The following is a 14,242-nucleotide window of genomic DNA, read 5'->3' as shown; positions in this document are numbered from 1 at the left end:
CCTTCGCTCGTCGCGACCAAACCGACCTGCAAGAGGCCCCGCCCACCCAGGGGGCAGACCGCCACACCCCAACTGACCTCAACTTACCGATGCCGCAGGCCTGTCAACCCACCGCTCACCGATCTGTGGACAACTCGGCCGCCTTGCCCCCCGGACCCGCGGTCCAGAACGAACTCACCGCCGCGAACGTCACAACTATCGCGCGACCGAGCACAGATCGCGGCAATCCCAGCCACATCAACGGAATCAGCACCACGGTGATGTAACCATGTTGCGATACCTGGCAAGCAGCCGCTCGGCGAGCAACCCGCCCGCGACACCTCCGCAGGCGAGGGTGGCGAGGAGCGCCCCGAACCCGGCGTTCGTCAGCCCGAGCCTGTGCTGGGCGAACAACACGAGCGTGGCCATCGTCATCGCGATGCACAAGTTCGTCGTCGCGCTGACCAACGTGACTGTTCGCAGCGCCTTGTGCCTCATCAACCATCGCAGACCTTCGACGACCTTCGGTCTGGTCGGTGTCTCTTCGCGTTCGGTACGCATCCTCGTGACCAGCACCGCCGCGATGGCGAACGTCAGCGCGTTGACCCAGAACGGTGCCGGCACCGCGACCGCGAACAACAACCCACCCAGCGGCGGCCCCACGAACTGCAGCGCCACCGCCTGCGACGCGAACAGCCGCCCGTTCGCCCGCTCCAGCAGGTGGTTCTCGACGGTGGCCTTGATGAGCGGCTGGCCCACGGCCCTCGGCACGTTCTCGGCGGTGCCGATCAGAAACGCCATGCCGTAAAGGAACGCGATGTGCGTGCTGTGAAAGGCCGCCAGCACGGCCATGAGCGCACATTGCACCCAAAGGGCTGCTACGAGCAGACGCCGCCCGTCGTACCGGTCGGCCGCCGCGCCTGCCGGGAGTGCGGCGAGCAGCCAGGGGAGCGCGCCGAAGAAGCTGACTCCGGCGATCAGCTTGGGATCCTGGGTGAGGGTCGTGGCGAGCAGGGGGAGTGCGGCGAGGAAGATTCCGTCGCCGAGCGCCGAGATGGCGCTGCCGCTCCACAGCAGGTACCAGTTCCGCCCCATGCCGCACCCTATGTGACCTGAACACGACGAAGGCCGCCTCCCCAGGGGGAAGCGGCCTCCGACGTCACATCAGATCAGTGCTGCGGCGCCCGGCGCGGACGCCCGGCGCTGCTCGCTGCCCGGCCGAAGCCGCGGCCGCCCTCGGAGCGCTCCGAGCGACGCGGACCACCGCGGAACTCGCCGCCCTCGGTGCGACGGCCGGAGCCACCGCGGTACTCGCCGCGGCCGCCACCGGCTGCCGGAGCGCCGAAGCGACGGCCACCGGCGCTGCCGCTGCGGCGGGCCGGCTTTTCGCGTTCGATGATCGGCTCGCCGCTCGGGATGCGGGCGCCGGTGATGCGGATCAGGTCGTCGTCGCCGGGGCGCACCTTCGTGCTCTCGGGACGGATGCCTGCTCGTGCCGCCATGCCCTGGACCGCGCGGCGCTGGTCGTGGGTGACCAGCGTGACGACCGTGCCGGACTGGCCGGCGCGGGCGGTGCGGCCTGCGCGGTGCAGGTAGTCCTTCGGGTCGGCCGGCGGGTCGACGTGGACGACCAGCGAGACGTCATCGACGTGGATGCCGCGGGCGGCGACGTCGGTGGCGATCAGGACTGGCGTGGTGCCCTCGCGGAACTCGCCGAGCACTCGGGTGCGAGCGCTCTGGGCCTTGCCGCCGTGCAACGCGCCGGCGTTGACGCCCATCGAACGCAGCTTCTTGGCCAGGCGGTCCACGTGGTGCTTGGTGCGCACGAACATGATCGTGCGGCCCTCGCGTGCGGCCACCTCGTTCACCACGTTCTGCTTGTCCTCGGCGGAGACGAACAGCAGGTGGTGCTCCATCGTCGTGACGCTGGCGGTGGCCGGGGCCACCGAGTGCGTCACCGGGTTGTGCAGGTACTGGCGGACCAGCTTGTCCACGTCGCCGTCGAGCGTCGCGGAGAACAGCAGGCGCTGCCCGTCCTGCGGGGTGAGGTCGAGGATCGCGCGGACCTGGGGCATGAAGCCCATGTCCGCCATCTGGTCAGCCTCGTCCAACGCGGTGATCTCGACCGAGCCGAGGTCGCACGTGCCCTGGCGGACGTGGTCGGACAGACGGCCCGGCGTGGCGATGAGCAGGTCGACGCCGCGGCGCAGGTGATCGATCTGGCGCGGGAACGACGTGCCACCGACGATGACGCGGCACCACAGGCCCAGCGCGCGGGCGTGCGGCATGAGCGCCGTTTCCACCTGCATCGCGAGCTCGCGGGTCGGGACGAGGATCAGGCCGCGCGGCTTGTTCGGCTGCGAGCGGCCGGTCGCGAGGCGGGTCAGCATGGCGAGACCGAACGCGAGCGTCTTGCCCGAGCCCGTCTGGCCGCGGCCGAGGATGTCACGGCCGGACATGGCGTCGGGAAGGGTGGCCGCCTGGATCGGGAACGGCGCGGTGATTTCGTTGGCGACGAGCGAGCGGATCAGCGCGTCGGCCAAGCCGAGTTCGGCGAACGAGGGCAGCGGGCCTTCCGGCAGCGTGCTCTCGAAGACCTCGGCGACGATCGGTTCCTCGACCCGCTGCTGCGGACGCGAGGAATTGCCCTGGCGACCCGAGCGGCGCCGCGGTGACCTGCGGCTCTGTACACGCTCGGAACGACCTTCGGACATTGATGGCAAAACAAACCTCCGGGACATGGCACGTCTCGAGGCTGCCCCGCGCGCTACCGCGGTGCCGATCACAAGGACGGGCCCGGCGTGATGGTCACGCCGCTGATGAGTGGGTGGAAACACCGGTCAACGGCCGTCAGGCCTTCATCGGTGTACAGCACAGTCTAGCTGATCAATGGCCACGGCCTGCGCGCCCGGCAGTGTCGTTGGACACGGCCGGACGCGCAAGGTGACTCACCCCATACCCGCCACGTCCAGCAGCGTCGCCACCAGCGCGGACGGGTCGGAGATCTCCGGCGGCAGGCCGCGCGAGGCGAACCAGCCGCAGATGTTGCGGACGTCGCGGTCGAGGAACTCCGGCCCGCGGGGGTTCGCGACGAGGTCGACCACCTGGGGCAGGTCGATCATGATCAGCCTGCCCTCGTGGACCATCAGGTTGTACGCGGACAGGTCGCCGTGGGTGATGCCCGCTTCCGCGAGCGTCATCAACGTGCTGACCAGCTGGCGCCACAGGTCGAGCAGTTCGTCCTCGTCCGGACGGGCCTGCGCGAGCCGTGGTGCCGCGGTGCCCTTGTCGTCGCCGATGAACTCCAGCAGCAGCTCGGTGCCGCTGCGCTGCACCGGATACGGCACGGGCGCGCCGATCTGCCACAGCCTGGTGAGCGCCGCGAACTCCGCGACGGCCCACTGCTCCGCGATCAGGTTGCGCCCGAACGCGGTGCGGTTCTGGATGGCCCGCATCTCGCGGGACTTCTTCATCCGCCGACCCTCCAGATATCCCGCGTCGCGGTGGAACATCCGGTGGTCGTTGCTGCGGTAGCGCTTGGCGGCGAGCAGGCACGCCCGCTCACCCATCGCGCGTTCCAGCAGGAAGACGTCCGCCTCCTTGCCGGTCTTCACGATGCCCAGCTCGCGGTCGACCGCGGCCAGTTCGGTGATGAGCCAGGCCGGGTATGGCTTGGGGCCCTTGTCGGCGTCGCCCCACGTGGACCAGCGATCGCCGTCCTCGGGGGTGTCCGCCGTGCTGAGCTGGTCCTCGCGCAGCCGCGAGATCCGCAGCTTCTCTTCTTCGGTCATCCGGCCGCGACGCGTCGGTTCCGCGTCGGCGGCGTTCTTGTTGGTGCGCTTTCCCTTGCGCCGCATGGTTTCGTCGGCGCCATCGAAAGCAGACTCGTAGCGTTCGTAAAGATCGTGCTCGCGCACGGTGGGGTCTCCCGGATGGTGAAGGTGACCGCCCCACTGGCGCTCTGCGATCAAACGATGCTGATCAGGCGCGAAGGGCGGAGGACGGGGTCGCGCATGCGGTGCCGCGTCCAAAGACAGGCTCTGACATGTCGCACCTCCTCGTTCCTCACGCCGCGCTTCGGCGAACTGAAGCTTGCCCGGTCTTCCACCGGGCCCGCAACCGAATTAACCGGTGATCAGGTCGGCGGTCTTCTCGCCGGTGGGCACCATCGTCAGCCCGGCCTTCTGCGCTAGCTTGACCAGGCCTTTCAGGTCGCTCGGGTCGGCCTTGCTGGTCGCGATGGCCCGTGCGAGCAGTCCCTTGTGGGCCTTGTTGAAGTGGCTCACGACCTTGCCCTCGCTCGTGATCACCCGGACGACGACGGCGTGCGGGATCCGCGCGAGGCTCGAGTACGCGCCGGAACGCAGGTCGACGACGAACTCGTCGGTCTCCCGGAACAGAGGCTCCAGCGCCGGCTTCCACAACGTGCGCAGGCTGCCGTGGGACGGGAGCGTGCTGCCGCCCGACAGCCGGTACGCGGGCACCGGGTCGCCGCCGCGGAGTGCCCCGAACAGCGCCGACGCGACCGCCAGCCGTTCGTAGGCCCGTTCTTTCTCGGCCTTCTTGAGCGACGGGAAGTCCAGGTTGTCGTAGAGCACGCCGGTGTAGCGCAGCAGCGCGGGTGTCGTCTCCGACGTGCGCAATGCCGCGTTCCGGTGCACCTCGTCGACCTGGCGCTCGGAGATGTCGAGCGCCTTGAGGCTCGCCGGAACGTCCTTGGCCAGGTCGGCGAGCGCCGACACGAGCTTGTCGCGGACCGGGTTGAGCTCGGGGAACGACAGCGCGTCGAGGTCGAGCGGCGCGCCCTCGCCGCCGATCGCCTTGGTCTCCGACGGGGGAAGCAGCACCAGCACGGTGGGAAATCGTAGGGCAACGCCGGAAAACCGCTGGACCTGCGTGGTGCTCTGGAATGCGTGGACGCATTGGACCGTCTCTACGACTCACTCGACGCACGGCTGCGCCCGGAGGACGTGGCCGCCCTCGTGCTGGACGCACAGCCTTCGTTGACGCATCGCGAACGCGCGGTGCTCCGCGACGTGGCTGCGCATGCTTCGCGGTGGCACGGCTTCTCCGGCATGAGCGACGACTACGCCCGCCCGGTCGGTGCCGCACGCCAGGTGGCCGCGACCCGTTTCCTGTTCGGTGTGGACGGAGGCACCGTCGACGTCGACGACCCGATCTCGGTGCTGGAGTTCGCTGCCTTGGCCGGCGCCGAGATCAACTGGGACCCGGCGCGCACGGACTTCCTCGCCGACCGGCTGAACCGCGGAGCGCGTGCCGACGCGGGCATCGAACTGTCGAAGCGCCAGTACAACCGGCGTTTCCGCATGCTGCGCCGGCTCTCCGCGAAGGCCGGCCGGCTGGAGCGCGCGCGGAAGATGCGTCGCATGACCATGCTCGCCGCAGCCGGGTTCGTCGGCGCGATCGACCGCGACCGGTTCCGCGCCGATCCGGACGCGGCGTGCTTCATCGCCTACTTCACGTCCCGCCGCAAGCTGCGCCGCGAGTTCTCGCTCGCCGGCCGGGAGAACCCGTTCGACCAGGTGGCGAACGTCCTGTTCGCGCGCTGCACGGCCCGCACCGACTGGGCCATGATCGCGCTGGCCTGCCCGACCTGGGACGTCCTGCGCAAGCTGCGGCCAGAACAGCTCGGCGAACTGCTCGGCCGGTGGTCCGCCGCGACCAGGTCGGTGGCAACGCAGCTGGACGAGCTGTGGCGGTCGTCCGACATCGACCACGCCACCATGGTCGTGCGCCGCGGCGTGGACTCATCGACCTGGAACGCCCTCGCCGGCGCCTACAACGCCGCCCGCGCGGGCTGGATCACCTGCCTGCACGCCGCCGGCCTGACCTCGCTGGCCGAGGACGCCTGGCCGGGCAAGGTGATGCGCGTGGTCGCCGCGGACCTCGCCCGCTGGCACCAGATGTCGGGAGGCGGCCTGCACCCGGACACCTCGGTCTGGTCGCGCCTGCCGTTGCCGTGGGACGTGCTGGCCGGCACGGCTGTCTGCACGCGCGCCGACGTGGAAGCGGCCTGCCGTGAGCACCGCGTGGAGCCCGAACGTTCCGGATGGACGGCCCCGCGAGCGCACAGCGGCATCGCGCGCTTCCGGCCGACCCCGGAACTCGTGCACGGCGTGGCGGTGTCCGATCCGTTGTGGGCCATGGCGTTGCGTCGCGCGCGGGTGTTCAGCGGCAAGCCGCTGAACACCGAGGTATTGGGTGGACAGGACGCCCTCGACTGAGTGAGGCTGTACCGCGTTCGGCTGTAGTTCAGCGGTAGAACACCCGGCTCTGGGACCGGGCGGACGCCGGTTCGAGCCCGGCCGGCCGAACGCGTGGAACACGTAGCTCAGTGGTAGAGCGCCCGGCTCTTAATCCGGGGGGACGCCGGTTCGAGCCCGGTCGTGTTCTCTACGGCGCCTGTGGCGTGTGGTGTTTCGGGGCTGGGTGTGCCGTGCAGAACGGTGGGCGGCGTGCGTCGACCCCGTAAACGGCAGGTACGTGCCGACACTCATCCTGGTCGTGGTCGCTAGGGCGTCTGTGGCGTCTGGTGTTCGGGGTTGGGTGTGCCGCGCCGTCCGTGCGGACGGTGGGGCGGCATGCGTTGGCCTCGCTAACGGCAGGTACGTCTCGGTACTCACTCTGGTTGTCGTCGCTAGGGCGTCTGTGGCGTCTGGTGTTCAGGGCCGGGCGTCCCGCGCCATCCGTGCTCAACGGTGGGCTGCGTGCGGCGGGCTCGCAAGCGGCAGGTACGTCTCGGCACTCACCCTGGCCGTGGTCGCTAGGACGCCTGGAGCGTCTGGTGTACAGGGCTGTGCGTGCCGCGCCGTCCGTGCGCAATGGTGGGCGGCGTGTGTTGGCCTCGCTAACGGCAGGTACGTCTCGGTACTCACTCTGGTCGTGGTCGCTAGGGCGTCTGTGGCGTCTGATGTTCAGGGTTGGGCGTGCCGCGCCGTCCGTGCGCAATGGTGGGCGGTGTGCGTCGGCCTCGCAAAGCGGCAGGCACGTCCCGGCACTCACCCCGGCCCGTGGTCCCTACGGCGCCTGGAGCGTCACGTATGCGAGGCCCATGGTGCCGCGCCAGCCGTGCAGGCGGTAGTTGCGGAACCTGTCCGCCTTGGTGCGGATGTCCTCGGCGTGTGGGGAGTCCGGGTTGGCGCGCAGCCAGCGTTCCCACGCCTGGGCGTGGCCGTTCTCGAACACGTCCCACTCGTCGAGGCTCGCCTGTTCCACGGCGAGCAGGCGGTACCCGTGCGTGTGGGCGAGGTCCACCAGGGCGGCGAGCGAGCCGTACTGGTCGCGCGGGACCGGCATGGCGGCCAGTTGGGCTTCGGTCGGTTCGCGTTCCCAGAAGCCTTCGCCCAGCAACAGCCTTCCGCCTGGGCGCAGCAGGTTCTTGGCTGCAGTTAGGGCGTTGGCGGTGTGCTGCAACGGATCGCCGCCCCACACCTGGGTGGCGCCGTTGACGATGAGCACGTCGGCCGGGCTGTCGGGTTGCCAGTGAGCTACGTCGGCCACCTGGAGGTTGACGCGGGACGTGAGGCCTCGCGCGGTTGCGTTGGCCTGGCCGTGTGCGATGGCGGTGGCGTCCAGGTCGACGCCTGTGCCGGTCGCGGTGGGTTCGGCTTCGAGCACGCGCAGCAGGAGTTCCGCCCAGCCGCAGCCGACGTCGAGCACGTGTGCGCCGGCGAGCGGGTGCAGGGACTGGATCAGGCGGGCTGCTCGTTCCGGGGACAGCGGTCCGTGGAACGTGAGGTCCTCGTGCAGCGGTGCGATCTCGGGAGTCGTCATCGCACGCAGGATGGCGTTGGTGTCGCACGAAGGGCAACGCGTTATTCGGTTGTTGGGCTCATCACCTCCCCGTAGCGTCAATTGACGTGGAACTCGTCTGGCGCCCGCTCAGCACCGCGGACATCCCTGTGGTGGCCGCGCTGTACAACGCGGGCGAGGCGGTCGACGACACCGGCGAACTGCTGTCCGAAGAGGACTTCACCGAGTCGTTCGCCGAGGCCGACCTGATCAACGGGTCGCTGGCCGTGCTCGTGGACGGAACCCTTGCGGCGTACGGCTTTGTCGTGCTGCGGGACGAACCCGTGGGCACGCACCGCGTCCGGCTGGACGGGATGGTGCACCCGGAGTTCCGCCGCGACGGCATCGGCCGTGAGCTGTTGCCGCGTCTGGTGACCCTGGCGCGCGAGCTGCACGCCGCGCGTCACGGAGTCATGCCGATGGTGGCGTGCACCATGGTCGAGAGCCGTTCCGCGGGCCACGTCGCGCTGTGCGAAGCACTCGGCTTCAGCGCGGACCGCCACTTCTACGAGCTGGAGGTGGCACTGGGCGAGTCACTCGCCCAGGTCCCGATCCCGGCTGCCTACGAGATCGTGCCGTTCTCCGCCGCCCGCGACGAAGAAGTCCGCACGGTGTGCAACGCGGCGTTCGCCGGACATTGGGGTTCGGTCGAGCGCAGCCCGGAGGAATGGGCCGCGTCCTTCACGAACAGCAAGCGGTTCGTCCCGGAGACCTCCTTCCTGGCGCTCGCGAACGGCGCCGTCGTCGGTTTCGTGCTGGCACGGCACTACCCGGTCGTCGAGGAGATGACCGGCGTCCGCGAACTGTGGATCGGGGACGTCGGCACCCTCGCGGAGCACCGCGGGCGTGGTGTCGCCGCGGCCTTGCTGAGCTGGACGCTGGCTCAGGGCAAGGCGCAGGGCTACCACCGCGCCGGGCTGTCCGTGGACTCGGCCAACTCGACCCGTGCGCTCGGCGTGTACGAGCGCGCCGGGTTCGAGGTGGCGCGGACCTGGATCGACTACGGGCTGCCGGTCGAGCTGGGCGAACTCAGGAGCTAGTGGCGTGACCCGCGACGTCGGCGGTGAATTCGCGCTCAGCAGGACGCTTCGTGGCACCGCCCCCACGCCCCGTACGAGTCCGGTATGAGGGCGTGGGGCCGGCACGATGCGCCTGTCTGACCGCGAACTCGCGCGGCGACGTTGCGAGCCGCGGAACTAGAGCTCCTCGCCGGCCTGGCCGACGCAGAACTGGTTGCCGTCCGGGTCGGCCAGCACCGACCAGACGAGACCGGGGACGCTGTGCACCGCCACCTCGGTGGCACCGAGCTCGACCAGTCTGGCGACCTCCGCCAGCCGGTCCGGCACGTGCGAGTCGAAGTGGACGCGGTTCTTGCCCGGCGTGGCGTCCGGCACCTGCTGGATGCCGAGGGCCGGGCCGTTCTCGGTGTTCGGCGCGAGGACGATGAACTCGCCCCAGTCGTTCTGCACGGTGGTGTTCAGCGCGGCCGTCCAGAACTCCGCGAGCTTGCGCGCGTCGCCGGTGTCGATGGTGATCATCTCAATCGTCAGGGACATGCGAGGGACGCTACTCAGGGGGTCTGACAATTCTGGTCCACGCAGGTCAGAGGCAGGAGAAAGTACCGCGCGCGATTTCGGGAAACGTCCAACCAGTACGCTGTTTCAACTGCCCGTGAACGAGGAGTACCCACCGTGATCACCAGGATGTCGTCGCTGTTCCTGCGCACTCTTCGCGAGGACCCGGCGGACGCCGAAGTGCCCAGCCACAAGCTGCTGGTGCGCGCCGGCTACGTCCGCCGCGTCGCGCCGGGCGGGTACACCTGGCTGCCGCTCGGGCTCAAGGTCCTGCGCAACATCGAGGCCGTCGTCCGCGAGGAGATGGACGCCTTCGGTGCGCAGGAGATCCAGTTCCCCGCGCTGCTGCCCAAGGAGCCCTACGAGGCGACGAACAGGTGGGAGGAGTACGGCCCCAACCTGTTCCGCCTCAAGGACCGCAAGGGCGCCGACTACCTCCTCGGTCCCACGCACGAGGAGATGTTCACCCTCGCGGTGAAGGGCGAGTACAGCTCGTACAAGGACTACCCGGTCACGCTGTACCAGATCCAGACCAAGTACCGCGACGAGGCGCGTCCCCGTGCGGGCATCCTGCGCGGCCGCGAGTTCCTGATGAAGGACTCGTACTCGTTCGACCTCACCGACGAGGGCCTGAGCCAGTCGTACCAGGACCACCGCGACGCCTACATCCGCATCTTCGACCGGCTCGGCCTGGAGTACGTGATCGTCTCCGCCACGTCCGGCGCGATGGGCGGCTCCGCGTCCGAGGAGTTCCTCGCAGTCGCCGAGACCGGTGAGGACACGTTCGTCCGCAGCACCGAGTCCGGTTACGCCGCGAACGTCGAGGCCGTCGCCACGCCCGCGCCCGCCGAGCAGTCGATCGACGACAAGCCCGCGGCACAGGTGCACCACACGCCGAACACGCCCACCATCGAAAGTCTGGTTGACTTCCTCAACGCGAACACCGACCGCAAGTTCACCGCGGCGGACACGTTGAAGAACGTCCTGGTCAAGGTGAAGCACCCCGGCAAGGACTGGGAGCTGCTCGCCGTGGCCGTCCCCGGTGACCGCGAGATCGACTTCAAGCGCCTCGAAGCGGCCGTCGAACCCGCAGAGGTCGCGATGCTCGAGGAGTCCGACTTCGCCAAGAACTCGTTCCTGGTCAAGGGGTACATCGGACCGGGCGCGATCCAGGCGAACGGCGTCCGCTTCCTCGCCGACCCCCGCATCGTCAAGGGCACCGCGTGGGTCACCGGCGCGGACAAGCCCGACCACCACATCCTCGACCTGGTGGTGGGCCGCGACTTCACGCCCGACGGCGTCATCGACGTCGCCGAGGTCCGCGAGGGCGACCCGTCGCCCGACGGCAAGGGCGTGCTGGTCGCCGCGCGCGGCATCGAGATCGGCCACATCTTCCAGCTCGGCCGCAAGTACGCGGACGCGTTCTCGCTTGACGCCCTCGGCCCGGACTCCAAGCCCGTCCGCATCACCATGGGCTCCTACGGCGTAGGCGTCTCGCGGCTCGTGGCGGTCATCGCCGAGCAGTCGCACGACGACCGCGGCCTCATCTGGCCCCGCAACGTCGCCCCCGCCGACGTCCACGTCGTCATCGCGGGCAAGGACGAGACCCTCACCGCGGCCGGCGAGGACTTCGCGAAGCAGCTCAGCGCCAAGGGCCTCAAGGTCATGCTGGACGACCGCAAGGCGAGCCCCGGTGTGAAGTTCGCGGACGCCGAACTGGTCGGCATCCCGACGATCCTGGTCGTCGGCCGTGGCCTGAAGGACGGGGTCGTCGAGGTCAAGGACCGCAAGTCCGGCGAGCGCGCCGACGTGCCGGTCGCGGAGGTCGTCGACCACCTGGTGCAGGTCGTCCGCGGCTAGACCGAACAACCGAACGCCGAGCAGCGCGCTGGGGGTGGGACGCGCTGCTCGGCGTTCAGCATTGCCCGGAGCGGGATCAGCCCGCCCGGCGGTCGGTGAGGTCCAGCGTCGGCTCCTCGAACCACGCGATGGCACGCTCCTGCTTGAGAGCACGCACGGCGCGGGGGAGTTGCTCGGCCACCACGTCACGCACGAGCAGGTGACGGAAGCCGTATTCGATCTCGCCGGTCTCGCTGTTGCGACCCTGCCGGCGCAGGAAGTCGCGCTGTTCCAGCAACTCCAGCGCCTTGGCCACCTCGAGCGGGTCGCGTTGACCCGTGGCGGCCACCGCCCCGGGCGACACCAGGTCGCCCACGACGGCCGCGTCCTGCAGCACTGCCTTCACCTCGAACGGCAACGAGTCGAGCTGAGCCGTGAGCACACCACGGACAGGCGGCGGTACCGGCAACGCACCATCGTTCTGCACGCACGGCATGCGCGGGTCGGCGACCATGCGGGCGTACTCGGTGGCGAACAACGGATTGCCGCCGACGCACGACACCAGTGCCTGCCACAGTTCGGAGGACAGCTCGCGAGCCTCCAGCAGTGAGTTCATGAGACTGCGGGTCCCGTTGTGGGACAACGGCTCCAAGCTGATCGTCGTGGCATTGCGCTTGCCGCCGAACCAGGACGGACGGCGCTGCAACAGCTCCGGCCGAGCCGTGGCGATCACGAGCAACGGCACGGAACCCGCGTGCTCGCTCAACTCCTCCACGAAGTCGAGCACCACGTCGTTCGCCCAGTGCAGGTCCTCCAGGAAGACGACCAGCGGCTCGGACTCGGCGATCTCCTCCAGGAACCGGCGCCACGCCGAGAAGTCGGCGGGCACCGAAGGCGACGGCTCCACCAGCCCGGCCAGGCTCGCCGCCAGGTTGTCCGCGAGTTCGCCAACGCCGACCAACGACGAAACAGCGGCACGCAGCGTCTCCGGCGAAGCAAAGCCGCGCACAACGTCGCACAACGGGCCGTACCCGTGGTCATCGCCAAAAGCCGTAGCGGTGCCACGCAGAGCCATCGAACAAGACGAGGTGAGCTCGTTGACGAGCCGTGTCTTGCCCACGCCTGCTTCACCGAGCACGGTCACGAAGTGCGGACGTCGACGAGTGCGAACTTCGTCGAGAAGGCCCTGCAGCACGAACAACTCACGCTCGCGCTCGACGAACGGCACCGCGGCCTGCGAACGACGGGTCGCGCCGCGCGGAGACACGCACGAGACCGCCTGCCAGCCGCCGGTAGGGGCGGGATCAGTGGACCAGGTCACGGAACCAGCGGCGTCGCGAGTCGCATTACATGCACGGACCGCGCCCAAAGGCGACAACGCCATCAGCTGACGGCACTGGTCGAGCAGCACGCCGGTGGCAGTAGGCGCACCAGAAGAAGGCAGGCGCACGAGAGAGTCACCGGTCGCAACGCCGATCTGCACGTCCGCGACAGCAGAGAGACGGTCGCGGATGGCCAGCGAAGCACGCACAGCACGGTCGGCGTCGTCCTCAGAAGTCCTCGGCACACCGAACAACGCGAGGAACACCGAACCGACGTTGCCTCCGACGACACCGCCCAACCGGGAAACTTCTGCAGAGACAACAGAAGCGACTTCCTGGTGCACCGCGTCGACGTCCTCGGGGTCGCCGTCACCGGCCGCGAGACCGAGCTGGGCGGACACCATCACGACGCTGACGAGCTTGCGCTCCACGGTCGTCACGTCCACCGCCACCGCGGGAGCGACGGGCTCCGCGACAGGGGCCGGTGGCGGCGTGATCACGAGAGGAGCGGGCACAGGAGAAGACTGGCCGACGGCGAGCAGGTGTCTGCGTTGCACCGACGGTGGCAGGTCCAGCGCGGGGGCGTGGTCGAGAATCGCGCGCTCCAGTTCCTGGAGCTCGCGGCCCGGCTCGAGACCGAGTTCCTCCACCAACGCCGCCCTCGTACGGCGATAGACGCTCAGCGCGTCCACCTGCCGGCCACACCGGTAAAGCGCGAGCATCAGCTGCCCGTTGAGCCGTTCGCGATAGGGCTCGACCTCGATCAGCGACTCGAGTTCGCCGATGACCTCGTAATGCCGTCCACAGGCGAGTTCTGCCTCGAAGCAGTCCTCCTGCGTCGCCAGCCGCCAGTCCTTGATGGCGGTCAGCTCCGGCCAGTTGATGCCGGTCTCCGCAAGATCCGCGAGCACCGGACCGCGCCACAAGCTCAGTGCCTTGCGGAGCACCTTCGCGGCGGCGGGCCAGTTCCCGGAGGACAGGTCACCTCGTCCCTGTTCGGTCAGCTGCTGGAACTGGGACAGGTCGAGGGAGTTCTGGTCCACGCGCAGCAGGTAGCCCGGCGCGTGGGTGAGCAGCAGGGCGGAACCCTCAGCGCTGCCGTGGGGAGTGAGAACGCCACGCAGTCCGGAGACCGCGTTCTGGAGCATCTTGCGCGCCGTGGGCGGGACGTCCCGCGACCACAGCGCCTGGAGCAGTTTGCTGGTCGCCACAACGCGGTTGGCGTGCAGCAGGAGGAATCCCAGAGCCGCGCGCTGCTTGACGCCGCCCAGTGGCACGGGCATGTCGTCGTCGAGGACTTCGAGTGAGCCCAGCAGGTGGAATCGCATGGTTCTGGCCTCCATTGGGTGAGAATCCGGACGGAGGGGGAGATCAGCCCCAGGGGGTGTCGTCGTCGTTCGGCAGCGCGGGGAGTGTGATCGTGCTGCCCCACGGTGTGTCGCCGTCGGTGGGCGTGATGCCGCGGCCCCAAGGGGTGTCGTCGTCGGCGATGACCTTGCCCCAGGGGGTGTCGTCCGTGAGGGACTTGCCCCACGGGGTGTCGTCGTCGGCTTGTGCGGTACCGGAGAAGAGCGTGAGTGCCAGGGCCGCCGGGATGGCGGAGAGAACCAGAGCGGCTGCGGTCGTCTTGCGGATCATGTCGGCCTCCTCTTACTTGGTCGGACTTGGCTCGAGTTGTGGTGAAGGCGCCTTCGACCGGCGTCTGAGAACGAAGTT

Annotated in this window: 11 protein-coding genes and 2 tRNA genes; 5 read left to right on the top strand and 8 right to left on the bottom strand. The window is 69.2% G+C overall.

Annotated features, from left to right (window positions below; all coding sequences use genetic code 11):
- Nucleotides 1-246: 246 nt before the first annotated feature.
- The 4 genes from SK803_RS26450 to yaaA all read right to left on the bottom strand — a co-directional run bounded on the left by SK803_RS26450 (nucleotide 247) and on the right by yaaA (nucleotide 4,832).
- Nucleotides 247-1,074, bottom strand: coding sequence for an MFS transporter (locus tag SK803_RS26450; protein WP_319968796.1), 828 nt, complete (start codon nucleotides 1,072-1,074; stop codon nucleotides 247-249).
- A 74-nt stretch (nucleotides 1,075-1,148) separates the two neighbouring features.
- Nucleotides 1,149-2,693, bottom strand: coding sequence for a DEAD/DEAH box helicase (locus SK803_RS26445; protein WP_319968795.1), 1,545 nt, complete (start codon nucleotides 2,691-2,693; stop codon nucleotides 1,149-1,151).
- A gap of 234 nt (nucleotides 2,694-2,927) precedes the next feature.
- Nucleotides 2,928-3,896, bottom strand: a complete 969-nt coding sequence (locus SK803_RS26440; RefSeq protein WP_406601584.1) for a serine protein kinase RIO — start codon at nucleotides 3,894-3,896, stop codon at nucleotides 2,928-2,930.
- Between the two features lie 207 nt (nucleotides 3,897-4,103).
- Nucleotides 4,104-4,832 (bottom strand): peroxide stress protein YaaA, encoded by a 729-nt coding sequence (gene yaaA, locus SK803_RS26435; protein WP_319968794.1) that lies wholly within the window; start codon nucleotides 4,830-4,832, stop codon nucleotides 4,104-4,106.
- Between the two features lie 60 nt (nucleotides 4,833-4,892).
- On the opposite strand from yaaA, the gene SK803_RS26430 reads away from it, so the two are divergent.
- The 3 genes from SK803_RS26430 (at nucleotide 4,893) to SK803_RS26420 (ending at nucleotide 6,393) form a co-directional block, all read left to right on the top strand.
- On the top strand, nucleotides 4,893-6,224 hold the full coding sequence (locus SK803_RS26430; RefSeq protein ID WP_319968793.1) for a hypothetical protein: 1,332 nt from the start codon (nucleotides 4,893-4,895) through the stop codon (nucleotides 6,222-6,224).
- 17 nt (nucleotides 6,225-6,241) lie between these two features.
- Nucleotides 6,242-6,314 (top strand) — tRNA-Gln (locus tag SK803_RS26425).
- 6 nt (nucleotides 6,315-6,320) lie between these two features.
- Nucleotides 6,321-6,393: transfer RNA gene (locus tag SK803_RS26420), tRNA-Lys, on the top strand.
- A 624-nt stretch (nucleotides 6,394-7,017) separates the two neighbouring features.
- Here SK803_RS26420 and SK803_RS26415 read toward each other — a convergent pair.
- Entirely contained in the window at nucleotides 7,018-7,773 is a 756-nt protein-coding gene (locus SK803_RS26415) for an SAM-dependent methyltransferase (protein WP_319968792.1), read from the bottom strand.
- Between the two features lie 86 nt (nucleotides 7,774-7,859).
- Between SK803_RS26415 and SK803_RS26410 the strand changes: the two genes are divergently transcribed.
- Nucleotides 7,860-8,831, top strand: a complete 972-nt coding sequence (locus SK803_RS26410; protein ID WP_319968791.1) for a GNAT family N-acetyltransferase — start codon at nucleotides 7,860-7,862, stop codon at nucleotides 8,829-8,831.
- Between the two features lie 156 nt (nucleotides 8,832-8,987).
- On the opposite strand, the gene SK803_RS26405 is transcribed toward SK803_RS26410, so the two are convergent.
- Complete coding sequence (locus SK803_RS26405; RefSeq protein ID WP_319968790.1) at nucleotides 8,988-9,347, bottom strand: VOC family protein; 360 nt, start codon at nucleotides 9,345-9,347, stop codon at nucleotides 8,988-8,990.
- A gap of 135 nt (nucleotides 9,348-9,482) precedes the next feature.
- Between SK803_RS26405 and SK803_RS26400 the strand changes: the two genes are divergently transcribed.
- Nucleotides 9,483-11,225 (top strand): proline--tRNA ligase, encoded by a 1,743-nt coding sequence (locus SK803_RS26400; protein WP_319968789.1) that lies wholly within the window; start codon nucleotides 9,483-9,485, stop codon nucleotides 11,223-11,225.
- Between the two features lie 76 nt (nucleotides 11,226-11,301).
- Here SK803_RS26400 and SK803_RS26395 read toward each other — a convergent pair whose 3' ends face one another.
- Both SK803_RS26395 and SK803_RS26390 read right to left on the bottom strand, forming a co-directional pair.
- Nucleotides 11,302-13,854 carry a BTAD domain-containing putative transcriptional regulator gene (locus tag SK803_RS26395; protein ID WP_319968788.1) on the bottom strand — a complete coding sequence of 851 codons (2,553 nt, stop codon included), beginning with the start codon at nucleotides 13,852-13,854 and terminating at the stop codon, nucleotides 11,302-11,304.
- 43 nt (nucleotides 13,855-13,897) lie between these two features.
- The gene (locus SK803_RS26390) at nucleotides 13,898-14,164 is read right to left on the bottom strand and encodes a hypothetical protein (RefSeq protein WP_319968787.1); all 267 of its coding nucleotides are present in this window, start codon (nucleotides 14,162-14,164) and stop codon (nucleotides 13,898-13,900) included.
- Nucleotides 14,165-14,242 lie beyond the last annotated feature (78 nt).

The organism is Lentzea miocenica, from assembly GCF_033949945.1.
Lineage (GTDB): Bacteria > Actinomycetota > Actinomycetes > Mycobacteriales > Pseudonocardiaceae > Lentzea > Lentzea miocenica.
Note: the sequence above shows the minus strand (reverse complement) of the source record. Positions and strands in the feature narration are given on the sequence as shown.

Coding starts and splice junctions, on each gene's coding strand:
- SK803_RS26395 (WP_319968788.1), bottom strand. CDS start 13,854: ATGCGATTCCACCTGCTGGGCTCACTCGAAGTCCTCGACGACGACATG.
- SK803_RS26415 (WP_319968792.1), bottom strand. CDS start 7,773: ATGACGACTCCCGAGATCGCACCGCTGCACGAGGACCTCACGTTCCAC.
- SK803_RS26390 (WP_319968787.1), bottom strand. CDS start 14,164: ATGATCCGCAAGACGACCGCAGCCGCTCTGGTTCTCTCCGCCATCCCG.
- SK803_RS26405 (WP_319968790.1), bottom strand. CDS start 9,347: ATGTCCCTGACGATTGAGATGATCACCATCGACACCGGCGACGCGCGC.
- SK803_RS26450 (WP_319968796.1), bottom strand. CDS start 1,074: ATGGGGCGGAACTGGTACCTGCTGTGGAGCGGCAGCGCCATCTCGGCG.
- SK803_RS26445 (WP_319968795.1), bottom strand. CDS start 2,693: ATGTCCGAAGGTCGTTCCGAGCGTGTACAGAGCCGCAGGTCACCGCGG.